The sequence below is a fragment of the Streptomyces sp. NPDC001513 genome (assembly GCF_042894695.1).
In the GTDB taxonomy this organism is placed as follows: domain Bacteria; phylum Actinomycetota; class Actinomycetes; order Streptomycetales; family Streptomycetaceae; genus Streptomyces.
In genome coordinates this window covers 49882-74696 of the sequence record NZ_JBIAVU010000011.1, presented here as the reverse complement: position 1 = coordinate 74696, position 24815 = coordinate 49882, and the positions used below count along the sequence as shown (strand labels likewise).

The window sequence follows — 24815 nt, the reverse complement described above, 5'->3', positions numbered from 1 at the left end:
CTTCCAGTGAACCGGCAGCACCGGCACGTTCGCAGGTCAACCCCTATCCACCGGGAATCAATGCCTGGCAGAACCGCCGGTACGACTGGAGGATCGCTGGAGTTTCGCACCACCGACCTTCCGTACGGTCGACCTTGCGACGGCGCGGGGGATCTTGCCGCCCGTTCGTGCACCACGGTTGATCCGGCGGTTCAACGGGAGGAGCGAACATGCAGCAGGTCCAGGGCGCGGAGGGCGCGACAACGAGGCAGGACCCCGGACCGGACGGTCCGGGTCCGGCGTCCACCAGCTCGCAGCACCGCCTGATCACGGCCTCGCTGCAGACGCTGGCGCAGCAGATGAACGAGATCGCCGAACAGGCGTCCGCGCTGCTCACGACGCCGGCGGGCGGGGCGGCCACCGACTCCGAGGTGTTCGGGCGGATCGCCCGCAGAACCGTTCCCCGCTGGCACTTCGCGATGCTGAACGACACCGGGCGCAACGAGGCCCTCGTCGGCGCACTGGAGCGGGGCATACCGGCCGGGGCGACCGTTCTGGACATCGGCTCGGGGAGCGGGCTGCTGGCCATGGCCGCGGCGCGGGCCGGCGCGGGGCGCGTGATCACCTGCGAGATGAACCCGATGCTCGCGGAGGTCGCCCGTCAGGTGGTCGACGCCCACGGGTTCAGCGATGTCATCACGGTGATCGGGAAGCCCTCCAACCTGCTGGAGATCGGCCACGACCTCGACGGCCCGGTGGACGTGCTGATCTCGGAGATCGTCGACTGCGGTCTCATCGGCGAGGGCCTCCTGCCGTCGATCCGGCACGCGCGCCGGCACCTGCTGAAACCCGACGGCATCATGCTTCCGTCCGCGGGCCGGCTCCACGGCCGGCTCGTCAGCAGTGAGGACATCCTGCGGCTCAACCAGGTGACGACGGCCGAGGGTTTCGACGTCTCGCTCATGAACGTGCTGGCCACCCGCGGTCACCTCCCGGTGCGGCTCAACACCTGGCCCCACCGGTTCCTGTCCGACGCCGCCGAGGTGCTGGCGTTCGACCTGGCGGAGGACACCCTGGAGCCGGGCGAGCGCCCTGTCGACCTCGTCGCGCGCGCCGACGGGGAGGCGCACGCCCTGGTCGTCTGGTTCGAACTGGACATGGGGCACGGCACCACGCTGTGCAACTCCCCGGAGAACACCCGCTCGCACTGGATGCAGGGGTGGGTCCCCCTGGAGAAGCCGGTGTCGGTGAAGACGGGTGAGACGGTCCCCCTCCGCCTGCGCTGGAGCGACTTCTCCCTCAGCGCGCACATCTGACACACCGGCCCCCGGCCCGCCCACCAGGCACACGGCCGTACGTCTTGCGATCCGGACCAAGGAGCACGCAATGAGTCACGTACCCGAGCACATCCCGTTCGAGCTCAGCGGCGCCGCCCTGCGCGACGCCATCGTGCAGTACGCCACGAATCCGATCTTCCTCGACAACCTGGACTGGCAGAACCACGACAATCCGTACCGGCGCCAGCTGCGGCCGCAGGTGCTGCCGCACCTCGACTTCGACAAGGTGCCGGGCCGGGAGAACATCCTCGACTACACGAGCCTGGCCGCGCAGCGCCTGCTCACCTCCATATACGAGGCCGACCTGGTGTTCTTCCCCAAGTCCGGGCTCAAGGGGAAGGAGGAGGACTTCCGGGCGTTCTACAGCCCGGCCAACCGCGCGCTCGGCGAGCGGGTCCGCCCCGCCCTGGAGCGGTACGCCTTCGGCTTCCTCGACGACGAGGTCGAGACCTCGGGGAAGTGGACCAGGGCCAGCCTCGACAGCTACCTGGACTCGCTCGACATGGGCGGCGGCGAGGAGCCGACGCCCGTGGAGCAGGCCATCACCGGCTCCGCCGACCCCGAGCGGGCGGCGCGGATGTGGCTGGTGCAGTTCGCCGCCGACTTCCTCTCCGAGGCGTCGCCGATGATCCGCAACGTGCTCGGCTACTACGGTCCCGTCCAGTCCGAGTGGTTCAAGGTCGTCATCGACGAGTACGGCTACGGCGTGCACGACACCAAGCACAGCACGCTGTTCGAGCAGACGCTGGAGTCCGTCGGCCTCCGGGCCGACCTCCACCGGTACTGGCAGTACTACCTCAACAGCAGCCTGCTGCTGAACAACTACTTCCACTACCTCGGCAAGAACCACGAGCTGTTCTTCCGTTACGTGGGCGCGCTGTTCTACACGGAGAGCTCGCTGGTCGACTTCTGTCAGCGCGCCGACCGGCTGCTGCACGGGGTCTTCGGCGAATCCGTCGACACCACGTACTTCACCGAGCACGTCCACATCGACCAGCACCACGGCCGCATGGCGCGCGAGAAGATCATCGCGCCGCTGATCGAGGCCCACGGCGAGGGGATCATCCCCGAGATCGTCCGGGGCATCGAGGAGTACCGCGTGCTCCTGGAGGTCGCCGACCAGGACTTCTGCGCGCAGATCTCCTGGATGGACGACCAGCCGGAGCTCAAGAAGCTGCACGGTCCCGTCTACGAGGCCATCCGGGAGGGCCGGGTGGAGGCGCCGGTGGCGCACCTGGTCGAGCCCTTCAACGAGCTGTCGAACACCCATTGCCACGAGGGCGACGAGCTCTGCCACATCGTCTCGGGCACCATGCGCTTCGAGAGCGGGCTGGGCTCCTCGCTGACCCTGGAGGCAGGCGAGGGCGTGGTCATCCGGCGCAACCGGCTGCACGGCGCCGACATCCTGTCCGAGGAATGCGTCTACGAGATCCACTCGGTGGGGGACTACCGCAAATGCCTGTAGTGACCTTCCCCGTCGCCGGGCGGGACAACTGTGTGGTCGTCGCGGGCACGTCGTACGTGTACGCGACGGTCGACGGCCGGGGTTTCGTGATGAACGCCGAGTGCCCGCACCGCGGCGGTCCGCTGCACCTGGCCGGCGTGACGCCGGACGCCTCCCGGCTCGTCTGCCCCTGGCACGACCGGAAGACGTCCGCGGCGCGGCTGCGCGCCGAGATCCCGGCGGTACGGGCCGGCAGCCGGGTCACCGCGGTCATCCCCGACCGCCGGCCGGCCGGGCGGCCGGCGGTATCCGGCCGGCCGTGCGGGGTCACAAGCCGGGAGTACCGGCCGCTGTCACCCGAACTCGCCCGCCCCGGCGCGGCTGTCTGACCCCCTTCCGGCCAAGCCCGCGGGAGGCTGCAACGCCCTGGGCCGGGCCGGTGTTCTACAGGTGATGGCGGGTGCGGTGCCGGGCCGTGAGGGGCCCCGCACCGCACCCGCCGGACGCATGACGACGAACGAGGAGAGTGGACCATGGCGTGGGACGGGGAGAAGCCCCTTCTGCTGTTGATCGGCAGCAGTGGCCGGCGCAGCAGGGAGTTCATCCTGCGGACGGTGAGCCGGCGCTACGCGTTATGGCTCCTCCAGCCCGCACCGGTGAGCTGGGAGGACCCGTACGTGGCGGGGAGCACGGTCGTCGACAACACCGACCCGCACGCCCTGGTCGAGGCCGCCCGTGAGGTGGCCGCCGCGCACCAGGTGGCCGGCGTGTTCTGCTACGACGAGGGACTGGTCACGCCCGCCGCCCACGTGGCGCAGGCGCTCGGGCTGCCGGGCAACTCCCCCGAGGCGGTGACCGCCTGCCGCGACAAGAACGCCACCCGGATCGCGCTGGACGCGGCCCGGGTCCCGCAGCCGGCCTCGATCGGCGTCCGCTCGCTGGGCGAGGCGCGGGCCGCGGCGGAGAAGATCGGCTTCCCCGTCGTGGTGAAGCCGCGCGGTCTGGCCGGCGGGATGGGCGTGCGCAAGGCGGACGGACCCGAGGACATGGAGAACGCCTACCGGGCCGCCTCCGGCGCCTCCTACCCCGGAGTGCCCGTCTTCGACGTGTCGGTCCTGGTGGAGGAGTACGCCGACGGCCCGGAGATCAGCGTCGACGCGGTCTTCTTCGACGGCGTGTGCGTGCCGCTCGTCGTGGCCCGCAAGCAGGTCGGCCTGGCACCCTTCTTCGAGGAGACGGGCCACGAGGTCGACGGGGCCGACCCGCTGCTGACCGACCCCGAGCTGCTGGAGGCCCTGCGCGCCGCGCACTCCGCGCTCGGCTTCCACACGGGAGTCAGCCACACCGAATTCCGGATCACCGCCGGCGGTCTGCGCCTGATGGAGGTCAACGCCCGCCTCGGCGGCGACATGATCCCCTACCTCGGGCAGCTGGCCAGCGGCGTCGACGTGGCGATGGCGGCGGCCGACACCGCCGCGGGCCGCACCCCGGACACCGCGGCGCAGCACCGCAAGGCCGCCGCGATCGCGTTCCTCTACCCCGACGAGGACGTCGAGATCGACGGCGTGACCGTCCACGAGGACCGCTTCGGTCCCGATGTGCACAGTGCCGAGGCCATGGTCGATCCCGGTGCGGTGCTGCGCCTGCCGCCCCGCGGCTACATCTCCCGCTACGCCCGCGTGATCGCCCTGTCCGACACCGTCGAGCAGGCGCGCGCCGCGCTGCTGCGCGTCCCGGAGATCGTGGAAGTCGCCTCCCGTCCGGTGGAGGTGCCGGCTCCGTGAGCACCACCGGACAAGGCTCCCCGGAGGGGCAGAAGGCCGTCCGGCCTTCCGTCACCGAGACACTGAGGGGGATCCCCGGCCCGATCTGGCTGGTCCTGGTCGGCATGCTGATCAACCGGCTGGGCACCTTCCTCCAGATCTACCTGGTGCTCTACCTCACCGACAAGGGCTTCAGCACCTCCGCGGCCGCCTTCGCGCTCGGCGCGTACGGAGTGGGCTCGGTCGTCGGCGTCCTGGTCGGCGGCTCGGTCTCGGACCGGATCGGCTACGCGCGGACCATCGTCGGTTCCATGGCCTTCGCCAGCCTGCTCACCCTCAGCCTGGTCTTCCTGGACACCCTGCCCCTGGTGATCGGGGTGGCCGCGGTGATCGGCGTGGTGGCGCAGGCCTACCGGCCCGCCTCCTCGGCGCTGCTGGTGGAGGCCACCCCGGAGGAACACCACGTGATGGTGTTCGCCGTCTACCGGATGGCGTTCAACCTCGGCACCACCGCGGGACCGCTGATCGGCGCCCTGCTCATCACGTACTCGTACAACCTGATGTTCTACGCCGAGGCGGGGGCGCAGGCGGGCTTCGCCCTGCTCGCGCTGGTCCTGGTCCGCACCGGCACGACCGCCTCCTCCGCCGGGCCGAAGCCGGAGGAGGGCAGCCGGTCGTACGCGGCCGTGCTGCGGGACAAGCGCTACATGTTCTTCCTGCTGGCGCTGTTCCTCAACGCCGTCGTCTACATCCAGCACACCTCCGCCCTGCCGCTCCAGCTCAAGGCCGACGGCCACGGCCCGACCTTCTACTCGGTCCTGCTGTCGATGAACGCGGCCATGGTCATCTGCCTGGAGCTGCTGTTCACCAAGTACGTGCAGCACCTCCCGGCCCGGTTCGCGGTCGCCCTGGGCATCGGTCTGGTCGGCGTCGGCATGAACCTGTACGTGGCCGGCCCCGGCATGGCCATGTTCGTCGTCGCGACCGTGGTGTGGACGATCGGCGAGATCGTCGGCACCCCGACCGCCTCCGCCTGGCCCGGCCGGGTCGCCCCCGCACACCTGCGCGGCCGGTACATCGCCGCCTGCGCGTTTCCCATGCAGATCGGCTACGCCGTCGGACCGGTGATCGGCATCGCCGCCTGGCAGGCCTCGGCGGCCTCCGTGTGGTGGTTGTGCGGCGGCCTGACCGCGGTGGCGGTCGTCGCCACCCTCATCGGCATGGCCGAACCCGCGGCCACCGGGAAGGAACCGGACGCCGAACCCGCTCCGGCCGACGCCCGTCCCGCCGAGCCGACCACGGCAACGCCCGGCCCGGCCGCACCGGCCACCGCAGAAACCCCCTGAGCACCTCCCCGCCCCGCATCCGGAAGTGAGCGAAGCTGCCCATGGCCTACGCAGACGGCATCGAGAAGTTCGTGGAGACCGTCGACGGCGCCCTGCCACCCGACTTCTACACCTACCCCGTCGAACGACAGCGCGCCCTGTACGACGCGTTGACCGAGGTGCTGCCCATCCCGGTGCCCGAGGGGGTCAGCCACCGGGACGCGACCGTCACCCACGCGGGCCGCACCGCCCGGATCCGCGTGTACGAACCGGCCCGGCGCACGGGCGACGCCCCGCTGTTCTACATACGAGGCGGCGGATTCGTCATCGGCTCGCTCCACAGCCACCACAGCCTGGTCGCCGAACTCGCCGACCGCACCGGTCTGGTGGCGGTCGCCCTGGACTTCGGCATGGCCCCGGAGAACCCGTACCCCGGGCCGCTGGAGGACTGTTACGCCGGACTGTGCGGGACCCTGGCCGACCTGCCCGCGCTCGGGCTCGACGGCATCGACCCCGAGGCCGCGGTGCTCTGCGGGGAGAGCTCGGGGGCCAACATGGCCGTGGTCCTCTCGATGATGGCGCGCGACCGGGGCGGCCCCCGGCTGCGCGGCCAGGCCGTGATCAGCCCGGTACTGGACTTCACCCGGTGGCGGCACGGCGGCGAGGACGCCCCGTTGCTCTCCGGCGGCGAGATGGAGTTCTACACCGCCTGCTACTGCCCCGAGCCCGAACAGGCGGAGGACCCGTACGTCTCGCCGCTGCTGACCGGAGACTTCCACGACCTGCCGCCCGCCTACGTGGTGGGCTGCGAGATGGACTCGCTGCGCGTGGACGCCGAGAAGTACACCGAGCGGCTGCGGCAGAACGGGACGCCGGTGACGTACGTGATGGAGCCGGGCATGGTGCACGCTCCGGTGCGCGCCCGCCGCATCAGCGAACCGGCCGGGGAGTTCTTCGCCCGCTACTGCGACGCCGTGGCCGCGCTGGCGGCGCCGGCCGGTCCGGACGGAAAGGCGGCCGGCCGTGACGGACGCTGACCGCGTGACGGGCGCTGACGGCGGGACGGGCGCAGCGCGGGGCGACGGGCCCTGCGTGATCGTCGACCCCTACTCCTCGGGGGCCCTCTTCGCCGAGCCGCTGACCGAACACGGCGTGCCGGTGGTGGCGGTGGTCACGGGCCCCCGCCCGCCGGAGGCCTACGCCTCCTCGTGGCAGCCGGAGGACTTCGCCGAGATCATCGTGTTCGAGGGGGACCTGGAGCCGGTCGTCGAGCGGCTGCGGGAGCTGGATCCGCGAGCCGTCCTGGCCGGCTGCGAGTCCGGGGTGGAACTGGCCGAGCGGCTCGCCCCCCGGGTGGTGCCCGCGCGCAGCAACGTGCCCGGACTGGCCGCGGCCCGGCGGGACAAGAGCAGCATGGCGGCCGCCGTCGCGGCGGCCGGCCTGCCGGTCATCCCGCAGATCTGCACCGACGACGCCGAGGAGGTGGCGGCCTGGCTGGGACGCGAGGGCCTGGCCGGGGCGGACCTGGTGGTCAAACCGCCCAAGAGCGCGAGCACCGACGGCGTGATCAAACTGGCGGGCGGCACGGACTGGCGGGCGGTCTTCGGCCGCCAGCTGGGCCGGACCAACCAGTTCGGCGAGACGGACGACCGGCTCATCGTCCAGAAGTTCGTCACCGGCACCGAGTACGTGATCGACACCTTCAGCCACGACGGGAAGCACGCCGTGGTCGACGTGTGTGCCTACCGCAAGGTCGACAACGGCCCGCACATGGCCGTCTACGACACCATGCGCTGGCTCCCCCCGGACGACCCGGCCATCCCGGGCCTCACGGAGTACGTCTTCGGCGTCCTGGACGCGGTGGGCCTGCGCTTCGGTTCGGCGCACGTCGAGGTGATGGGCACCGCGGAGGGTCCGCTGCTCATCGAGCTCGGTGCCCGCCCGCACGGCGGCGGCCAGCCGCGCTTCAACCGCAACGCCACCTCCGACAGCCAGATCGACCGCACCGTGCGCTGGCTGACCGGGGGCGAACTCCCCCAGGGCTACGAACTGCTCCTGCACCAGATGTGCGTCTTCCACATCGCGCCCCGCACCGGGACCGTCTCCGGCACGGCGGCCCTGGACTTCATCCGTGACCTGCCCAGTCACCACTTCTCGGTGCAGAGCCTGAACGACGGCGACCACGTCCGCGCCACCCGGGACCTGGTCGACAGCCTCAACTTCGGGTTCGTGATCCTCGCCCACCCCGACGAGGAGCAGATCCGGCGCGACTACGAGGCGGTCCGCGCCGCGGAGCGCCTCCTGTCCATCGAGGAGTAGAGATCAACACCGCCGCGTTCCTGGTGAGTTCCCTGATCGTGATCATGATGCCGGGCCCCGACCTCGTCCTGATCACGGGTCTGGTGCTGAACGGGTCCCTGAGGGTGGCCACCGCGGCGGCCCTCGGCATGATCACCGCGGGGGCCGTCCAGGCCGGCCTCGGTGCGGCCGGGCTGGCCGCGTTGCTCGCCGCCAGCCCGGAGCTGTTCGCGGCCTTCCGGTGGGCCGGCGCGCTGGTCCTGCTCGGCTGGGCGGTGCTCGCCCTGCGGCGGTTCTCCCGCCCGGCCGGCTCCGAGGACGCGGCGGCTCCGGCCGGGGCCGCCGCGGTCATGGCGGCCGGACCCTCCGAGCGGCAGGCCTTCGTGCAGGGCCTGCTGTGCACCGGGTCCAACCCCAAGGTGGGCATCTTCCTGATGGCGTTCCTGCCCCAGTTCGTGCCCGCCGGCATGACCCCCGAGGCGGGCGTGCCCCTGCTGGCCGCCTGCTACCTGGCCCTGGGCCTGGTCTGGCTGCTGACCTGGATGCGACTGGTCCACCGGCTCGCCCGGCACCTGCGGTCCCCGCGGACGCTGCGCATCGCCGACGGGCTCACCGCCGTCGTGTTCGGCGTGTTCGCCGTCCGGCTGGCACTCGGCGGGTGACGCGGCCGCCACCCGCGTCACACCGCATGCAGATGCTCCGTGTCCTCCTGCAGCGCCAGCCTGCGCGCGTAGCGCAGGAGCGGCGCGGGGAGCGAGAACCGGCCGGGCACGCACTCGCGGAGCAGGCTCGCACCGACCAGGCGCCGCAGCACGTGCGTCGCCTCCAGCGGGGTCGTCTGGGCCACTTCGGCCATGGTGTACGCGTTGACCAGCCGTCCCCCGGTCCGCGCGAGCAGCCGGAAACACCGGCGCACGGGTTCCGGCATGGACCGGTAGGACGGTTCGAACGCCGCGTGGGCCGCGGCGAACAGGTCGTCGCTCGCGACCGGCAGGTCCGCGAACGCCCCGGCCTCCTGCAACTCGACGCACAGCTGGGCGATACCGCTCCCGGGATAGTCCGCGAGCCGTGCCGCGAGCAGCCGGATCGCCAGCGGGAGCCCGCCGCAGTGCCGGACCAGCGCCATCGCGGCCAGCGGCTCGGCCTCCACGCGGCCGCCGCGCACCAGCTGGCCCAGCAGCGCGAGGCCCTCGTCCCGGTCGAGCACGTCGAGGTCGATCCGGGGCACACCGTCCCGGGCCACCAGCCCCGGCAGGGTGTTGCGGCTCGTGACCAGGACCGCGCACCCCGCCGTCCCCGGCACGAGCGGCCGGATCTGGCTCTCCTCGTGGGCGTTGTCCAGCACGATCAGCATCCTCCTGTCCGACAGCAGGGTGCGGTACAGGTTCGCGGCTTCGTCGAGGGTGCCGGGGATCTCCGCGTCCCGCACGCCCAGCGCCCGCAGGAACGAGGCGAGCACCTTCCCCGGATTCAGGGCGCGCCGGTCGCCGTACCCGTGCAGGTCGCCGTACAACTGCCCGTCCGGGAAGCGCTCTCTGACCCGGTGCGCCCAGCGAACGGCCAGTGCCGTCTTGCCCACGCCGGGAAAGCCGGTGATCAGCGCCGCCGGGACCTGTCCGCCCCGCTCGCAGGCGGGCAGGAGCAGCCGGTCCAGCAGGTCCAGCTCGGCGCCGCGGCCGACGAAGCCCGTGCTCGCGGCCGGGATCTGGGACGGCAGGGGGTGCGGCGGCGGCGCGGCGGCCGGCGGCCGTACGGGCGGTGCCCCCGTGCCGGAAGGCGTCCGTTCGGCCACCGGTCCCGTCCTCGGCCAGGGAAGTTCCTGGTGCAGGATCCGCAGATGGGCGCGGCGCAGTTCCTCGCCCGGCTGGACGCCCAGCTCCTGGTCGAGCCGGTGCGTCACCGCGGCGAAGACCCGCAGCGCCTCCTGCTGTTCCCCGCAGCTCGCCAGCGCGAGCATCAGCGAGGCCTGGAGACCCTCGTGCAGCGGCTCCTCCTCGGCGGCGCCGCGCAGCGCCTGCACCACCTGCCCGGGCCGGTGCAGTTGCAGGGCGAGGTCGGCGTACAGCAGCAGGCTCTCCACCCGCTGCCGGGCGGCCGCCGTGGCGGCGGGGTGGTGCGGCAACAGCGGTTCGCCCGCCAGGAGAGGTCCGCGCCAGCACCGGTAGGCGCGTCCGGCCAGCTCGTGGGCGGACGCGGCGTCCCCGGCCGCGTGCGCCTGCCGCGCCCGCAGCGAAAGGTCCTGGAAGCGGGTCAGGTCGACCTGGTCGCGGTCCAGGGCCAGCACGTACCCCGTGTGCGTACGCGTCAGGAACGAGTCGACCGGCACCCCCGCGACGGAGTCGGAGGGCAGCAGCAGCCGGCGCGCCTGGCTGACGTAGGTGTGGACCAGGCTCTGGTACGACCGGGGCGGGTCGTTCGGCCACAGGGTGTGGGTGATCTCCCCCAGGCTGGCCGGCTCCGGGTGCTGGAGCGCCAGCAGGGCCAGTAATCGCCGCACCTTGGTCGCCTGTACGGGCGTCTCCACCCCCCGGTACCGGACGGCGAGCGGCCCGAGGATGCCGATGTGGAGGCGCTCGTCACCCGGGCGCCGGTCACCGGGTCGCCCGCCGGCGGGGCGTACGGCACCGCGCGCGGGCAGGGAGAGCTGCCGCGCCGCGTCCGCGTCGAGGCCCAGTGCGTCGGCCAGCAGTTGCATGGTCCGTGTCTGCGGCCGGCGCACCCGGCCCTGCTCGATGTCGCGCAGCGTCCGTACGCTCACCCCGGCGCGTTCGGCCAGTTCGTGCTGGGGCAGGCCGGCCCGGCCCCGGAACGAGCGGAGCCGTTCACCGAACGACCAGCAGCATTCCTCCGTGGATCTCGTCCCGAAAACGCGGTTCTCCAACGTTCCCCCTGGTGGCTGAGGTGCAGCGCGGTGGTCCCTTTCCAGCGGCTGCGAGCGGAAGGTGCGCGGCGACGGAACGCGCGAGGCGCAGTCCGTGGGGATCTTTTGGGATCTTCGGATATCGGGTCACTGTGCGGTGCCGGACGGCGCGCCGCGACAGGAAGGAGCGGGAGAGGAAAACGCCCGGAAAAAAATCTTCCCAATACCCCGTGCACAATGGTTGACATCGTGCCCCCCGAAATCCCGCAGGACCGTGAACAATTCGAACCGTGGGGGCGCGGCTCAGCGCCCACGATCCGACCGTAACTCCAAAGCCTTGATGACCACGGGTAGGTTCTGGCCAAGAACACCGCTGTTTTGGCCATAAGCAAAAAATTCTTGTGTGCCGGCGCGCGCCCGGTGCAACGGTCTCGCGCGGTCCGGTGTTTACCCGGACGATGGACGAGATGGCGCTCCCGCTGACGGAACTGCTGGCGACCGACCTGGACGACGGGTTCACCGAACTCGTCCGCACCCAGGCGGGCGCCGTGCGCTCCGTTCTGCTGCGCCTCTCGGGCTCCGCGCGGGAAGCCGACGACCTGGGCCAGGAGACTTTCCTGCGGGCCTATGCGGCCCTGCGCGAGTACTCCGCCGAGCGGCGCCGGCAGCTCCAGCCGCGTGCCTGGCTGCTCACCATCGCGGCGAATGTGTGGCGCAACCACCTCCGCACCCTGAGCCGCCGGCCCGGAGTGGCCGACGGAGTCGAAGCGGCGTGTGTCGAGGCCTCGGACGATGCTCCGGGGCCGGAACAGCGCGCGCTCGAAGGGGCGCGGCGGGCCCGGCTGGTGGCCGCGCTGTCGGGTCTGCCGGACCACCACCGGCTGCCGGTGGTCCTGCGGTACATCGGCGAGCTGAGTTACCAGGAAATGGCCACCGTGCTGGACTGTCCGGTCGGAACGGTGAAGGCGCAGGTGTCGCGGGGTCTGGCCACTCTGCGCGCCGAGCCCGCTTTAGCCGCCGACCGCACCCGGCACGGACCGGCCCGAGAGGAACGGAAGGAGGCGGCGGGATGAGACTGCCGGACGAGTTGAGCACCCTGCGCCAGGTGGCACCCGCGGGGTTCGCGGTACGTGTGCTGGAGCGCGCCGGTGTTCCGGCGAACCGCTACGACTGCTACGTACGCACCGACTCCCCGGTCGGCCCCCTCTACGTCGCTCACGGGCGGGGAGCGGTGACCGGTGTCGCCGCCACGGACTGGTACGCCGACGAGGGGGAGTTCGAGGACGCCTACCGGGCCCGCACCCGGCGGTCGGTGCTCTCGGGGGCCAAGCCCCCGCCGGGTCTGGCACGGGCCCTGCGCGGGCGGGACCGCACCCTGCGCTACGACTTCGGGCCGCTGCCCGAGGAACAGCGTGCCGTACTGGAGGCCTGCCGGCTCATCCCCTTCGGGCAGCTGCGCCCTACGGCCTGGCTGGCCCGCGAGGCCGGACTGCCCGGCCTCGCCCCGGCGGAGGTGATGGCGGCGGTCCGGGCCAATCCCGTCCCCGTGCTGGTCCCGGCGCACCGGGTGTGCCGGGACGACGGACTGCCGGCGGACTGCGGGCTGCCGGCCGGGTTCGAGCGGGGACTGCGGGAAGGGGAGGGCGTGGACGCCGAGCGGGTGGAGCGGTTCGTGCGCCTCGGTGCCCGGTTCCTGGGCAGCGGGACCACGCGGATCTTCTGCTATCCGACGTGCGCGCACGCGCGCCGGATCACGGCCCGGCACGAGGTGCCGTTCACCTCGGCCGACGAGGCCGCCGCCGCCGGATTCAGGGGGTGCCGCAGCTGCCGCCCGGCCACCGTGTGACGCGCGGACCGCTGCCGCCCGGCCGCCCCTGCCCGGCCCGCCTTCCGTACCGCCGCACGGGCACGGAAGGCGCGGGGCCGTCACCTTCCCGCTCAGCGGTCGCGGAGTTCCAGCGTGCAGCACTTCACGCTGCCGCCGGCCTTGAGCAGCTCGGAGAGCTCGACCCCGATCGGCTCGAAGCCCCGCGCGCGCAGCTTCGCGTGCAGGCCGGTGGCCGCGGCGGGCAGCAGCACGTGGCGGCCGTCGGAGAAGGCGTTGAGCCCGAACACGGCGGCGTCCTCGGCGTCGGCCAGGATCGCGCTGGGGAACATGGCGCGCAGGACCGCCTGGCTGCCCTGGGAGAAGGCGGCCGGGTAGTACATGACCTCGTCGTCCGACAGCACGGAGAGCGCCGTGTCCAGGTGGTAGAACTCCGGGTTCACCAGCGTCAGCGAGGTGACCGGGAGACCGAAGAACTCCTGCGCCTCCGCGTGTGAGCGCGGGTCGGTGCGGAATCCGGTGCCGGCCAGCAGGCGCCGCCCGACGGTGAGGATGTCGCCCTCGCCCTCGTTGACGAACTCGGGCCACAGCGTGTCCGTGTAACCGCGGCCTTCCAGCCATCTCAGGTACGCGGGCCCCTCCGCGGTGCGCTCCGCGTGGCGGAAACGCGCCCCGAAGACCTTGCCGTCGACCACGGTGGCGCCGTTGGCCGCGAACACCATGTCGGGCAGGCCCTCGATGGGGTCTATCTCCTCGACCACGTGGCCGAGTTCGAGGTAGAGCTCGCGCAGCCCCTCCCACTGCTTCACGGCGAGCGCGTTGTCCGTGGCGTGCTGCGGGTTCATCCACGGGTTGATCGAGTACGTGACGTCGTAGTGCCGGGGCCGGCACATCAGCAGGCGGCGGCGGGTGGCGACCCGGGTGGGGCTTTCGGAACGGTAGAGAGCGCCGGCGGGGGTGATGGGCTCGGTGAGCGGCACGAGGGCTCCTTCTCATGGGGTGGGGATGGAAGCCCGGCCGCCCGCGGGATGTGCGGGCCGGCCGGAAGTGCGAACGCGATGGATCACTGGGACCCATGGAAATGGGGTCCCACATTGACCGGAAGTAATCGGGAACACCGGCCAATCAACCCTCTGACCAGGACCTCGGCGGAGTTGATTGTCCGTGTCCGACTTCGCTTCCGGGCAATCGGGCGCTCCCGTGGAATGTGGACATCACCCGGTTTCGGGAGGCAACGCAAGGACGGGAAAGAGACCCCGGACCGTCCTGACCGACCGAACAAACCTGTCCACCTGTTCCATCTGGAGGTACTTCCATGGCGCATCGCAACGTCGAACTGCTCGCAGTCGGTGCAGGACCGGCGAACCTCGCGCTGGCGGTCGCCGTCGAGGAGCTCGCCCCCGAGCTGGCCGGCGACACCCTGCTGATCGAGCGCGAGCAGGACATCGTGTGGCAGCGCGGCATGCTGCTGCCCGACGCGCTCAGCCAGGTCTCCTTCCTCAAGGACCTGGTCACCATGCGCAATCCGTGCAGCCGCTTTTCCTTTGTCAACTTCCTTCACTCGCAGGAACGGCTCGACGCTTTCGTCAATCTGGCCAGCTTCGTTCCGTACCGCAGTGAGATATCCGAGTACTTGCAGTGGGTGGCCGACGAACTCGCCACGGTAAAGGTCGAATACGGCCGCGAGTGCACCTCCGTCGAGGCCGTGAACGGCGCGGACGGCGAGCTCTCCGGCTGGGTGGTCACCCTCGCCAACGGCGACACCATCGGCTGCCGCTACCTGGTGATCGGTGCCGGCCGCGACGCCCACGTCCCCGCGGTGTTCGAGGGCCTGCCGGCCGAGCGCGTCATCCACAGCACGCAGTACACGCAGCGCATCGCCGAGGTGCGCGCGGACCTGCCGCACCGGGTCGCCGTCATCGGCGGCGCGCAGAGCGCGGCCGAGCTGTTCGGCGCCGCGCTGCGGGACCTGCCCGAGTGCAGGCCGACCATGATCATGCGGTCCATCGGCCTGAACGGCTACGAGAGCAGCAAGTTCACCAACGAGCTGTACTACACGTCCTTCATCGACGAGTTCTACGAGTCCTCGCCCGAGGCCCGCCAGCAGCTGCTCGCCGAGATGTACCGCTCCAACTACGGCGGTCTGTCCCCGGCCACCCTCGACGGCCTCTACCGGCAGTTCTACCAGGACCGCCGCAGCGGCCAGGAGCGCCTGGCGCTCCACCCCATGACCGACGTGACCGGCGCGCGGACGGACGGCGAGGAGATCGTCCTGACCCTCGTCGACCGCAAGTCGGGTGCCGAGCGGGAGCTGCGCACGGACCTCGTGCTGCTGGGCACCGGTTTCGTCCGGGAGATGCCGTGGGCGGTCAAGGCCCTCGCGCAGTCGATCGGACTCGACGAGATCAACGTGAGCCGGAGCTACCGGCTCGACCTGGGCCGCCCCGCGACCGCCGCCTGCTACCTGCAGGGCGTCAACGAGGCCACCCACGGCATCGCCGACTCGCTGCTCAGCGTGCTCGCCGGCCGCTCCGCCGAGATCACCGAGGACATCCTCGCGCACCGCCGGACGAGATCCGTGGAGATCCCGGCCCAGGAGCGCGAGCTGGCACTCGCCGGCGCGGTCTGAGTACCGCGCGCCCCTCACGAGCCGTACCCGCCTGACGAGGAGAGACCGACCCCCATGCTCACCAAGCAACTCGACCGCGACGGACTGACGCACGAGAACGGGCTGGACGCCCAGCGCCTGCTGCCCTGGCCCGAACTCAACGCCCCCTTCGAGGGCTCCTGGTGCGTGATCCGCCCCGGCACCGCGTCGACGGCCCACGCCCACCACGAGTACGAGATCTTCATCGCCGTCTCCGGCACCGCGGTCCTGGAGTCGCAGGGCGTCCGCAGGCCCCTCGTGACCGGCGACATCGTCTACTTCGCCCCCGGCTCGGACCACCGGGTGATCAACGAGTCCGCGGAGGACTTCGAGATGTATTCGGTCTGGTGGGACCTCGACATGACGCAGCGGTTCGCAGCACGCCACGAAGGAGTCCGGGCATGACACGCCGTACGGTCATCATCGCGCCGCCGCCGACCCCCAACGGGGATCTGCACACCGGGCACCTGGCGGGCCCGTACCTGGCGGGTGACGTGCACGCACGCTACCTGCGGGCCTCCGGCCGGCCGGTGATCTTCACCAGCGGCACCGACGACAGCCAGACCTACGTGGTGTCCAGCGCGGCCAAGGCGGGCCTGACGCCCGAGGAGCTGGCCCTGCGCTCCGCGACGCAGATCCGCGCCACCCTGGAGGCGGCGGGCATCTCCGTGGACGGCTTCGCCCCCTTCGACAAGGGGTACCGGCAGACCGTCATCGACTTCGTCACCGACCTCCACAACGACGGCGCGTTCCGGCTGAAGACCGTGCTCCTGCCGTACGTCGAGGCCACCGGCGAGTACCTCATGGAGGGCCTGGTCGCCGGCGACTGCCCGGTGTGCCTGGTGGAGAGCCGCGGCGGACTCTGCGAGTCCTGCGGACACCCCAACAACTTCGACGAGCTGCTGCGTCCGCGCTCCACCGTCGACCCGGACGCCGTGGTCACGCACCGCGAGGCGCAGATCCTGGTCCTGCCGATGGAGGAGTACCGCGACCGCCTCGCCGACTACTACGTCCGCCACCGGGACGTGCTGCGGCCGCACACCGCGCAGCTGGTCCGCGAGGCGCTGGAGCGTCCGCTGCCGGACTTCCCGATCACCTACCCCACCGGCTGGGGCATCCCGGCGCCGTTCGTCGAGACGCCCGGACAGGTCCTCAACGCCTGGGCCGAGGGCATGGCCGCCTCGATGTACTGCACCTGGTACGCGGCCGAGCAGCTCGGTGAGCACACCGACCGCTACGACGAGCACTGGCTGTCCGAGCACGGCATCGACCTCGTGTACTTCCTCGGATTCGACAACGTCTACTTCTGGGGCATGACGCACCTGGCCCTGCTGATGGCGCACGGCGACCGGTACGTCGAGCCCCACGCCATCGTGTCGAACGAGTTCTACGAGCTGGAGAACCAGAAGTTCTCAACAAGCAAAGGCCACGTGGTCTGGGCCGCCGATCTGGTGGCCGAGGTGCCCCGCGACCTGGTCCGCTTCTACCTGGCGCTCACCGCGCCGGAGCACTCCCGGACGAACTTCAGCCGCGAGGCGCTCGACACCCTGGCGAGTTCCCGGCTGGTCGAGCCGTGGAACCGGCTGGCCCGCCGCGTGGAGGAACTGCTCGCCGCCGTCCCGGCGGACGCGCTGCTCCCGGTGTCGCGTACCGGCGCCGACCACGCGGGCATCGTCGTCGAGCGCTTCCGCTCCCACTACGAGCTGGAGAGCTTCAGCCTCCACCGGGCGGCCGACCTGGTCGTCGTCCACCTCGACCGGCTGCTGAAGCAGGCGGACCGGGTGGCCGCGGACGTCCCGAGCGACCTCGGTGACCTGGTCCTCGCGGTCCGGACGCTGACGGCCTGCGCCGCTCCGCTGCTCGTCGACCTCGCGGCCCGTGCCGAGCGGGCCGGGGCCGATCTGGCCCTCCCGGCCGGCGCGTTCACCACCGACCCCGTCGCTCCGCTGCGACTCCCCCTCCTGTCCACCGCGGTCGGGGCGTTCGCGCCCGTGGCCGAGCCGGCCGACATCCGAGCCTGACCTCCGAGGAGCACTGTGTCCACGATCGCCCCGCCCCGTTCCAATCGGGCAGAACGCCTGCTGATCCCCGCGACCTTCATCACCAACCTGGGCAACGGCATCCAGCTCACCGCCGCCTCGTACCTGGTCTTCACCGAGGCCAACACCATGCTCGCGGTCAGCTGGCTGATGATCGCCGTCACCATCCCGCAGGTGGCGCTCTCCCTGTTCTTCGGCAAGCTCGCCGACCGCTTCGACCGCCGCACCCTGGCGATGATCTCCGACCTGGCCAGCGCCGCCGCCGCGCTCGGTCTGCCCGTCTGGCTGGCCCTCGGCGGCAACCCCTCGACCGTCAGCTACGTCGCCAGCTTCATCCTGTCGATCTCCGCGGCCCTCTTCTTCCCGGCCAGCAACGCCCTGATCAAGGAGCGCATCCCGGAGTCCCGGCTGGCCCAGTTCAACGGCAACGCCGAGATCGCCATCCAGGCCGGCACGCTCGCCTCGGCGGCCCTCGGCGGCTGGGTGATCGTCTGGGTCGGCACCACGTCCCTCTTCTACTTCAACGCGATCACGTTCCTGCTCTCCGCCGCCCTGCTGTTCCTCATCGGCCGTCGTCCGGCCGGCCAGGCCGTCACCGAGGCCGCGGCCAAGGCCGCGTCGGCCGCTGCCGCCAAGCTGTCCGCCTCCCGCCCGCCGCTGGCCCGCCTCGCGGTGCTCTACATCATCGGCAACATCGTCATCATCGTCGGCAACAGCATCATGCTGGTCCTGGTCATCGAGGGCTTCAAGTCCAACGCCGGCTACCTCGGCATCGTCGACGCCCTGTTCGGCATCGGTGCGCTGTTCGCGGCCTGGGCCTTCAAGAAGATCAGCTCCAAGGCCACCGTGCTGAAGACCGCCCTGATCGGCTACCTCGCCTTCGCGGTGCTCCTGTCCATGGAGTCCATCCACCTCTACGCGATGATGGCCGTCATCCCCTTCGCCGCCATCGCCTTCTGCGTGGCCCGCATCTCGGCCCGTACCGCCCTGATGAGCGCGGCGCCCGAGGAGAAGACGGGCTTCGTCTTCGGTGCCACCAACGCCTTCGGCCTCGCGGCCGGCACCACCGCCGTCGTCCTGATCTCGCTCCTGGTCGACTCCACCAACGTGAAGAACGGCTTCTACGCCCTCTCCGCCCTGGTCGTCGTCATCGCCACCATCACCGTCATCTCCCTCAGCAAGCACGACCGTGAGGTCGCCGCCGCCGAGGCCGCCGCTGCCGCCGCCGAGATCGTCTCCGAGCCCGCCGCCGCTGCCGCCACCGTGTCCGAGCCCGTCGCCGAGGCCGCCCCGGCCGAAGCCGTCCCGGCCAAGGTCTGAGGGGGGCGGCACAGATGAAGCTGCTCGCGATCGAAGCCAGTCAGAACGCCACCTACTACGTCTCGCGGTACCGGCAGATCGAGGCCCTCGGAGCCGAGGTCCACGTCCTCAACGGCATCGGCACGGAGGACTTCTGGGACGCGGACCGCTACCGGATCGCCGGCTCCAAGCACATCGAGGACATCGTCACCGCCGCCAAGGTCTGGCACGCGGAGGAGGAGTTCGAGGGGGTCCTGACCTTCTCGGAGTCCGGGGTCGTCACGGTGGCGGTCGTCGCCGAGGCGCTCGGCCTGCCGAGCATCGGCCTGGAGGCCGCCCGCACCAGCCGCAACAAGTTCCTGATGCGCCAGGCCCACGAGCGCGGCAGCGCGGCGCACCCCGGCTTCCGTTACGCCCCCGACGTCGAGGCCGCCCTGGCGGCCGGTGAGGAGCTCGGCTACCCGCTGATCCTGAAGCCCACCCTGGGCGCGGCCAGCAACTTCGTGTTCAAGGTCGACGACCCGCAGGAGATGCGGGCCCGCTTCGCGGACGCCACCTCGGGCATCGAGACCATGACCTGGGCCCTGATGGAGGCCGACGGACTGGACCTCGGCCCGAACGGGATCATCGTCGAGGGCTACCTCGACGGCCACGAGCACCTCATCGAGGCGCTCGCCTGGGACGAGGAGGTGTACCTCGGCTCCATCGTGGACCGGATCACCGTGGAGAGCGGGACCTTCGACGACGACGTCCACCACGCGCCGAGCTCCCTGACCCCCGAGCAGATCGCCGCGGTCCACGAGGTGGTCCGGGACGCGGCCCACGCCCAGGGACTGCGCCGGTCCGTCCTGCACGCCGAGGTGAGGTTCCACCAGGGCAAGCCCTTCATCCTGGAGATAGCGATCCGTCCCGGCGGCGGCGGACTCGACCACATGGCGCGGATCAGCGCCGGCCACGACCCCATCCGGTGCGTGGCGGACGTGGCCCGGGGCCTGCGGCCGGACGTCTCCCACTACGCGCCGACGGGTGTGCACACCGCCGCGATGTGCCTGATCAGCGGGGCCGGAACGGTCGAGGCCATCGAGGTGCCGACCGAGGTCGCCGAGGACCCCGCGCTGTTCTTCCTCAAGATCACGGCCACGGCGGGAACCGTCATCAAGCGCCCGCCGGCGGGCAACAACATCCTCGGTTTCATCGGTGCCACCGGCACCTCCCTGACGGAGGCGCTGACCACCGCGCACCTCGCGGCCGGCCGCATCAGCACCGAGATGAGGCCGGAGCATGGCTGAGTCCCCGCGGCGCACGGCCACCAGGCGCCACTACCTGATGTGCCGGCCCACCCACTTCGAGGTGAGCTACGCGATCAACCCGTGGATGCACCCGGACAAGCCGATGGACGCCGAGCTGGCGCTGGCCCAGTGGGAGCGGATCCGGGACCTCTACCTCGGCTTCGGCCACGAGGTCTCCTTCATCGACCCCGTCCCGGGCCTGCCGGACATGGTGTTCTCCGCCAACGGCGCCACCGTGATCGACGACAAGGTGCTCATCGCGAAGTTCCGCCACGAGGAGCGGGCGGCCGAGGCCGACGCGTACCGGGCCTGGTTCGAAGGGCACGGCCACACCGAGGTCCTCGTACCGGAGCACGTCAACGAGGGCGAGGGGGACTTCGCCCCCGCCGGCCGGCGCGTGCTGGCCGGCGCCGGATTCCGCAGCGACCCCGTCGCGCACGAGGAGCTCCGCGCGTTCTTCGGCCTGCCGGTGGTCGGCCTGGACCTGATCGACCCCCGCTTCTACCACCTGGACACCGCACTGTGCGTCCTCGACGACGACCTGGTGACGTACTACCCCGCCGCGTTCTCCGAAGAGAGCCGGGAGGTGCTGCGGGAGCTCTACCCGGACGCGATCCTCGCGACCCGGGACGATGCCGAGGCCTTCGGTCTGAACGCGGTCAGCGACGGACTGAACGTGGTCCTGACGGAGACGGCCACGCACCTGATCGGTGAGCTGCGCGAGCGCGGCTTCGAGGTGCACGGCGTGGACATGTCGGAACTGCTGAAGGCCGGTGGCGCGGTCAAGTGCATCACTCAGGAGATACGACACCGGTGATCGACTACGACGGCAGAAGCTTCCGCAACACCGGATACCCGGCGGGCGAGGACGCCCCCGTCGGCCACTACCGCCAGGAAGGCGACCTGCTCTGGGCCGACTTCGACGGCGGCCCCGTCCGACGGGGCTCGCTGAACGGCCGGGTGGAGCCCGACGGGAACCTCGAATTCGCCTACACGATGGTCCTCGCGGACGGCGAGGTGATCGCGGGCAGGTGCTGGAGCACCCCCGAGTTCCTGGACGACGGAAGGATCCGGCTCAACGAGCGCTGGGAGCGCTACGGAGCCCACTCGGACAGCGGCGAATCCGCACTGGAGGAGGTACCGAGATGACCCCGCCCACCACCCCGCTCCGCGGGGGCAGCGTGACCTGGGCCTGCACCAGCGGCTTCAGCCCGGTCTTCATCTTCCCGTTCACCCCCGGCGAGTACTACGGGGTGGCCAACCTGCACGAGTTCCAGACCCTGATGTACCGGCCGCTGTACTGGTACGGCACCGGCGGCCAGCCGACCGTCGACTACGAGCGCAGCCTCGCCGAGCCCCCCGAGTGGAGCGAGGACGGACTCACGGCGACGATCACCGTCAAGCCGTACGCGTGGTCGAACGGCGAGACGGTCAACGCCGACAACGTGATGCTGTGGATGCACCTCCTGGAGGCCGAGAAGGACAGCTTCGGCGGCTACACGCCGGGCTTCTTCCCGGACAACCTGGCCGGCTACGAGAAGGTCGCCGAGGACAAGGTCAGTTTCACCTTCGACCGCGCCTACTCGCACAACTGGGTGCTGATGAACCAGTTCAGCACCATCACCCCGCTGCCGAAGGCCTGGGACCGCACCGGCGACGAGCGCCCGGCCGACGCCACCCACGACCCGGCCCAGGCCTCCGCGGTCTACGCCTACCTGCGGGCCTGCAACGACGAGCGCAAGGGCTGGGACACCAGCCCCGTCTGGAGCGTGGTCAACGGACCCTGGAGGCTCAGCAGTTACACCATCGACGGGACCTCGGGCGAATGCGTCCTGGTGCCCAACGAGCGCTACTCGGGCCCCAACAAGCCCTACCTGGACGAGTTCCGGCTGGTGCCCACCGACTCGGACACCGACCAGTACGAGATGCTCCGCCGCGGCCCCGAGGCCCTCGACGGCGTACAGATCGGCTTCCTGCCCTTCGACGAGGTCACCGAGCCGGCCGAGGACCCGCTGCTCGGCGGGCCCAACCCGCTCGGCGAGCACTACGACCTCGTGCCCCAGCTCACTTACAAGATCCATTACTTCCCGATCAACTTCAACAACCCGACCGTTGCCGGAAAGATCTTCAAGCAGCTCTACTTCCGCCAGGCACTCCAGTCCAGCCTCGACTCCCGGGGCGCCATCCGCGACGTCTACAAGGGCTACGGCTATCCGACCACCGGGCCCATCCCGGCCCTGCCCGACAGCCCGCTGCTCTCACCCGCCGCGCACGAGGACCCGTACCCCTTCGATATCGACGCGGCCCGCCGCTTCCTGACCGAGAACGGCTGGGACACCGGCACCACTCCGGGCATCTGCGTCCGCGAGGGCACCGGACCCGGCGAGGCGGGGGAGGGCATCCCGGCCGGCACCCCGCTGCGCTTCTCGATGCGGTACGCCAAGGGCCACGAGACGCTGACCGCGGTCATGCGCAAGTTCGCCGCGGACGCCGCACAGGCCGGCATCGAGATCGAACTCACCGAGGTCGAGGCGAGCGTGCTGGTCCTGGAGGACACGACCTGCACCCCGGGCCCCGACAGCCCGTGCCTGTGGGAGTTCAGCGACTGGAACGGCGGCTGGGGCTACGGCCCGGGCTTCTACCCCACCGGAGAGGCCCTCTACTCGACCGGATCCTCGGTCAACTTCGGCAGCTACAGCGACCCGAAGGCCGACGAACTGATCGCCCGCACCGTGGTCAGCGACGATCTGGAGGACCTCTACGCCTACCAGGACCACATCGCGCAGCAGGTCCCGGTCATCTGGATGCCCAACTTCCCCTTCCGTCTCCTGGAGGTCGCCAAGGACCTCCGCGGCGTGGCCCCGATCAACCCCTTCGGGCTGATCAATCCCGAGGACTGGCACTACGTCGGCGAGGTGCTGTGATGTACCAGAGGCTGCTCGACCACCTCGACGGGCACCAGGCCCGCTACCGGCTGATCGACCACCCCTCCGAGGGCCGCACGGACCTGGCGAGCGTGCTGCGCGGCCACCCGCTGGAGCAGGCCGCGAAGTGCATCGTCGTCCGCGTGAGCATCACCAAGCGGGTCGGCAAGTACGTCCTCGCGGTGGTGCCCGGTGACCGGCAGGTCGACCTGGAGGCGGTGGGCGCGCTGTTCGGCGGCGGCCGGACGGCCTTCGCGACGCCGGAGATCGCCGAGCGGCTGGCCGGCAGCGTCTGCGGCACGGTGATGCCGCTCAGCTTCCACCCCGATCTGCACCTCGTCGTCGACGAGGGCCTGATCCTCACCGAAGAGATCTACTTCAACGCGGCCCGCCTGGACCGCTCCGTGGCCCTGTCCACCCCCGACTACCTGGCCATCGCCCAGCCGCAGCTCGCGGCGATCGCGACGGCCGGCGACCGGGTCCTGACCCACTCCGCGAGGTGACGAAGATGACGGAAGACGCCAAGACGACCGATGACGGCGTGGTGATCCTGGTCGGCAGCGGACAGCGCGCCTACCGCGAGTACCTGCTCGCGGGCGCCGCCCGCCGGCGCCCGATCTGGATCCTGGACGCGGTGGACCCGACCTGGCAGAAGGAGTACGTGATCGGCTCGACCACCGTCGGGCTGCTCGACCGGGAACGCCTGGTGCCCGACCAGGAGGGGCTGATCAAGGCCGCCGAGGCGGTGGCCGCCGAGCACCGCGTGATCGGGGTGTTCAGCTACGACGAGACGCTCGTGGTGACCACCGCGCTCATAGCCGAGCGGCTGGGCCTGCCCGGACTGACCTCGCGGGGCGCCGACAACTGCCGCAACAAGCACAACACCCGGCAGCTGCTGACCGCCGCCGGACTGCCCCAGCCGCACTTCGCCTACGTGACCGACGCCGATCAGGCGCTCGCGGCGGCCGACTCCTTCGGCTACCCGGTGGTGCTCAAGCCCCGCGGCATGGGGGCGAGCATCGGCGTCATCCGGGTCGACGGACCCGATGCGGTCCGCGCGGCCTTCGAGGTCGCCGACGCCGCCGGCCGCGGCGGGAACAGCGACTACGAGGGCGGGGCGCTGGTCGAGGAGTGCGTGATCGGGCCCGAGATCAGCATCGACGGCGCGGTCTTCGACGGCGGCTACACCCCGCTCTTCCTCGCGCACAAGGAAGTGGGCCTGGAGCCCTACTTCGAGGAGACCGGGCACATCGTCAGCGCCACCGATCCGCTGCTGGCCGACGAGGAACTGCTGGGCATCCTCCGGGACGCCCACCGGGAACTGGGAGTCGGCTACGGGATCACCCACACGGAGGTGAAGCTGACCTCCCGCGGGCCGGTGATCATCGAGGTGAACGCCCGCCTGGGCGGCGACCTCATCCCGTACCTCGGCAGTCTCGCCACCGGCATCGAGCCGGGCGAGGTGGCCGCGGAGCTGGCGACCGGCACCCGCCCCGAGTGGACGCCGACCCGGGCCCGCACCGTGGGCATCCGCTTCCTCTACCCGCCCCAGAACGGCACCGTCCGCTCGGTCGACGTGCCCGCAGCGTCCGACACCCCGGGGCTGCTGGAGGCGAACGTCATGGTCGGGCCCGGGACGACGCTGCTGCTGCCGCCGGACGGCTACCTCAGCCGGTACGCCAACGTCATCTGCGCCGGCGACGACCGGCCGGGCTGCGAGGAGTACCTCGCCAAGGCCGCCGCACTGACCACGATCGTCCTCGACAGCTGACACGTCGGCACCGGA

General features: G+C 71.1%; 22 protein-coding genes. 20 read left to right on the top strand and 2 right to left on the bottom strand.

What is annotated here, in order from left to right:
- Window positions 1-209: 209 nt before the first annotated feature.
- From ACFYZ4_RS24595 to ACFYZ4_RS24560, 8 genes are all read left to right on the top strand, one after another.
- Window positions 210-1295, top strand: coding sequence for a class I SAM-dependent methyltransferase (locus ACFYZ4_RS24595; RefSeq protein ID WP_351293286.1), 1086 nt, complete (start codon window positions 210-212; stop codon window positions 1293-1295).
- A gap of 70 nt (window positions 1296-1365) precedes the next feature.
- Window positions 1366-2781 carry an iron-containing redox enzyme family protein gene (locus ACFYZ4_RS24590; protein WP_390784821.1) on the top strand — a complete coding sequence of 472 codons (1416 nt, stop codon included), beginning with the start codon at window positions 1366-1368 and terminating at the stop codon, window positions 2779-2781.
- Window positions 2772-3149 (top strand): Rieske 2Fe-2S domain-containing protein, encoded by a 378-nt coding sequence (locus ACFYZ4_RS24585; RefSeq protein WP_351293292.1) that lies wholly within the window; start codon window positions 2772-2774, stop codon window positions 3147-3149. The genes ACFYZ4_RS24590 and ACFYZ4_RS24585 overlap by 10 nt, the downstream gene beginning before the upstream one ends.
- A gap of 144 nt (window positions 3150-3293) precedes the next feature.
- Complete coding sequence (locus ACFYZ4_RS24580) at window positions 3294-4544, top strand: ATP-grasp domain-containing protein (RefSeq protein ID WP_390784820.1); 1251 nt, start codon at window positions 3294-3296, stop codon at window positions 4542-4544.
- Entirely contained in the window at window positions 4541-5869 is a 1329-nt protein-coding gene (locus tag ACFYZ4_RS24575) for an MFS transporter (RefSeq protein WP_390784819.1), read from the top strand. Before ACFYZ4_RS24580 ends, ACFYZ4_RS24575 begins: the two co-directional genes overlap by 4 nt.
- 41 nt (window positions 5870-5910) lie before the next feature.
- A complete protein-coding gene (locus tag ACFYZ4_RS24570; RefSeq protein ID WP_351293300.1) occupies window positions 5911-6885 on the top strand; it encodes an alpha/beta hydrolase in 975 nt (324 codons plus the stop codon).
- A 4-nt stretch (window positions 6886-6889) separates the two neighbouring features.
- Window positions 6890-8167, top strand: coding sequence for an ATP-grasp domain-containing protein (locus ACFYZ4_RS24565; protein WP_390784818.1), 1278 nt, complete (start codon window positions 6890-6892; stop codon window positions 8165-8167).
- 23 nt (window positions 8168-8190) lie between these two features.
- Window positions 8191-8808 (top strand): LysE family translocator, encoded by a 618-nt coding sequence (locus tag ACFYZ4_RS24560; protein ID WP_351293306.1) that lies wholly within the window; start codon window positions 8191-8193, stop codon window positions 8806-8808.
- A gap of 17 nt (window positions 8809-8825) precedes the next feature.
- On the opposite strand, the gene ACFYZ4_RS24555 is transcribed toward ACFYZ4_RS24560, so the two are convergent.
- The gene (locus ACFYZ4_RS24555; protein ID WP_351293309.1) at window positions 8826-11027 is read right to left on the bottom strand and encodes a BTAD domain-containing putative transcriptional regulator; all 2202 of its coding nucleotides are present in this window, start codon (window positions 11025-11027) and stop codon (window positions 8826-8828) included.
- Window positions 11028-11473: 446 nt separating this feature from the next.
- Here ACFYZ4_RS24555 and ACFYZ4_RS24550 point away from each other — a divergent pair, with 446 nt between their 5' ends.
- Window positions 11474-12079 (top strand): RNA polymerase sigma factor, encoded by a 606-nt coding sequence (locus ACFYZ4_RS24550; protein ID WP_351293311.1) that lies wholly within the window; start codon window positions 11474-11476, stop codon window positions 12077-12079.
- On the top strand, window positions 12076-12852 hold the full coding sequence (locus tag ACFYZ4_RS24545; RefSeq protein ID WP_351293314.1) for an MGMT family protein: 777 nt from the start codon (window positions 12076-12078) through the stop codon (window positions 12850-12852). The genes ACFYZ4_RS24550 and ACFYZ4_RS24545 overlap by 4 nt, the downstream gene beginning before the upstream one ends.
- Before the next feature lie 92 nt (window positions 12853-12944).
- On the opposite strand, the gene ddaH (ACFYZ4_RS24540) is transcribed toward ACFYZ4_RS24545, so the two are convergent.
- Window positions 12945-13811 (bottom strand): dimethylargininase, encoded by an 867-nt coding sequence (gene ddaH, locus ACFYZ4_RS24540; RefSeq protein WP_351293317.1) that lies wholly within the window; start codon window positions 13809-13811, stop codon window positions 12945-12947.
- A gap of 335 nt (window positions 13812-14146) precedes the next feature.
- Here ddaH (ACFYZ4_RS24540) and ACFYZ4_RS24535 point away from each other — a divergent pair, with 335 nt between their 5' ends.
- From ACFYZ4_RS24535 to ACFYZ4_RS24490, 10 genes are read left to right on the top strand one after another with little or no spacing between them, the layout of a single operon-like run.
- Window positions 14147-15460, top strand: a complete 1314-nt coding sequence (locus ACFYZ4_RS24535) for a SidA/IucD/PvdA family monooxygenase (protein ID WP_351293320.1) — start codon at window positions 14147-14149, stop codon at window positions 15458-15460.
- Window positions 15461-15514: 54 nt separating this feature from the next.
- Window positions 15515-15883, top strand: a complete 369-nt coding sequence (locus ACFYZ4_RS24530) for a cupin domain-containing protein (protein ID WP_351293323.1) — start codon at window positions 15515-15517, stop codon at window positions 15881-15883.
- Window positions 15880-17499 (top strand): class I tRNA ligase family protein, encoded by a 1620-nt coding sequence (locus ACFYZ4_RS24525; protein WP_351293326.1) that lies wholly within the window; start codon window positions 15880-15882, stop codon window positions 17497-17499. The genes ACFYZ4_RS24530 and ACFYZ4_RS24525 overlap by 4 nt, the downstream gene beginning before the upstream one ends.
- Window positions 17500-17514: 15 nt before the next feature.
- Window positions 17515-18837 carry an MFS transporter gene (locus tag ACFYZ4_RS24520; RefSeq protein ID WP_384340101.1) on the top strand — a complete coding sequence of 441 codons (1323 nt, stop codon included), beginning with the start codon at window positions 17515-17517 and terminating at the stop codon, window positions 18835-18837.
- Window positions 18838-18851: 14 nt separating this feature from the next.
- Window positions 18852-20105 (top strand): ATP-grasp domain-containing protein, encoded by a 1254-nt coding sequence (locus ACFYZ4_RS24515; RefSeq protein ID WP_390784817.1) that lies wholly within the window; start codon window positions 18852-18854, stop codon window positions 20103-20105.
- Complete coding sequence (ddaH, locus tag ACFYZ4_RS24510; RefSeq protein ID WP_351293335.1) at window positions 20098-20922, top strand: dimethylargininase; 825 nt, start codon at window positions 20098-20100, stop codon at window positions 20920-20922. The genes ACFYZ4_RS24515 and ddaH (ACFYZ4_RS24510) overlap by 8 nt, the downstream gene beginning before the upstream one ends.
- Window positions 20919-21254, top strand: a complete 336-nt coding sequence (locus ACFYZ4_RS24505; RefSeq protein WP_030707650.1) for a hypothetical protein — start codon at window positions 20919-20921, stop codon at window positions 21252-21254. The genes ddaH (ACFYZ4_RS24510) and ACFYZ4_RS24505 overlap by 4 nt, the downstream gene beginning before the upstream one ends.
- Complete coding sequence (locus ACFYZ4_RS24500) at window positions 21251-23029, top strand: ABC transporter substrate-binding protein (protein ID WP_351293338.1); 1779 nt, start codon at window positions 21251-21253, stop codon at window positions 23027-23029. Before ACFYZ4_RS24505 ends, ACFYZ4_RS24500 begins: the two co-directional genes overlap by 4 nt.
- Window positions 23029-23532: a YbaK/EbsC family protein gene (locus ACFYZ4_RS24495; protein ID WP_390784816.1), complete on the top strand. Its 504-nt coding sequence runs from the start codon at window positions 23029-23031 to the stop codon at window positions 23530-23532. The genes ACFYZ4_RS24500 and ACFYZ4_RS24495 overlap by 1 nt, the downstream gene beginning before the upstream one ends.
- 5 nt (window positions 23533-23537) lie before the next feature.
- Window positions 23538-24800 carry an ATP-grasp domain-containing protein gene (locus tag ACFYZ4_RS24490; protein ID WP_351293341.1) on the top strand — a complete coding sequence of 421 codons (1263 nt, stop codon included), beginning with the start codon at window positions 23538-23540 and terminating at the stop codon, window positions 24798-24800.
- Window positions 24801-24815 lie beyond the last annotated feature (15 nt).

What these genes read in the sequence shown, in the direction of transcription:
- ACFYZ4_RS24550 (WP_351293311.1), top strand. Translation starts at nt 11,474, where the DNA reads ATGGCGCTCCCGCTGACGGAACTGCTGGCGACCGACCTGGACGACGGG.
- ACFYZ4_RS24535 (WP_351293320.1), top strand. Translation starts at nt 14,147, where the DNA reads ATGGCGCATCGCAACGTCGAACTGCTCGCAGTCGGTGCAGGACCGGCG.
- ACFYZ4_RS24545 (WP_351293314.1), top strand. Translation starts at nt 12,076, where the DNA reads ATGAGACTGCCGGACGAGTTGAGCACCCTGCGCCAGGTGGCACCCGCG.
- ACFYZ4_RS24495 (WP_390784816.1), top strand. Translation starts at nt 23,029, where the DNA reads ATGTACCAGAGGCTGCTCGACCACCTCGACGGGCACCAGGCCCGCTAC.
- ACFYZ4_RS24580 (WP_390784820.1), top strand. Translation starts at nt 3,294, where the DNA reads ATGGCGTGGGACGGGGAGAAGCCCCTTCTGCTGTTGATCGGCAGCAGT.
- ACFYZ4_RS24590 (WP_390784821.1), top strand. Translation starts at nt 1,366, where the DNA reads ATGAGTCACGTACCCGAGCACATCCCGTTCGAGCTCAGCGGCGCCGCC.
- ddaH (WP_351293335.1), top strand. Translation starts at nt 20,098, where the DNA reads ATGGCTGAGTCCCCGCGGCGCACGGCCACCAGGCGCCACTACCTGATG.
- ACFYZ4_RS24490 (WP_351293341.1), top strand. Translation starts at nt 23,538, where the DNA reads ATGACGGAAGACGCCAAGACGACCGATGACGGCGTGGTGATCCTGGTC.
- ACFYZ4_RS24530 (WP_351293323.1), top strand. Translation starts at nt 15,515, where the DNA reads ATGCTCACCAAGCAACTCGACCGCGACGGACTGACGCACGAGAACGGG.
- ACFYZ4_RS24515 (WP_390784817.1), top strand. Translation starts at nt 18,852, where the DNA reads ATGAAGCTGCTCGCGATCGAAGCCAGTCAGAACGCCACCTACTACGTC.
- ACFYZ4_RS24500 (WP_351293338.1), top strand. Translation starts at nt 21,251, where the DNA reads ATGACCCCGCCCACCACCCCGCTCCGCGGGGGCAGCGTGACCTGGGCC.
- ACFYZ4_RS24570 (WP_351293300.1), top strand. Translation starts at nt 5,911, where the DNA reads ATGGCCTACGCAGACGGCATCGAGAAGTTCGTGGAGACCGTCGACGGC.
- ACFYZ4_RS24585 (WP_351293292.1), top strand. Translation starts at nt 2,772, where the DNA reads ATGCCTGTAGTGACCTTCCCCGTCGCCGGGCGGGACAACTGTGTGGTC.
- ACFYZ4_RS24525 (WP_351293326.1), top strand. Translation starts at nt 15,880, where the DNA reads ATGACACGCCGTACGGTCATCATCGCGCCGCCGCCGACCCCCAACGGG.
- ACFYZ4_RS24595 (WP_351293286.1), top strand. Translation starts at nt 210, where the DNA reads ATGCAGCAGGTCCAGGGCGCGGAGGGCGCGACAACGAGGCAGGACCCC.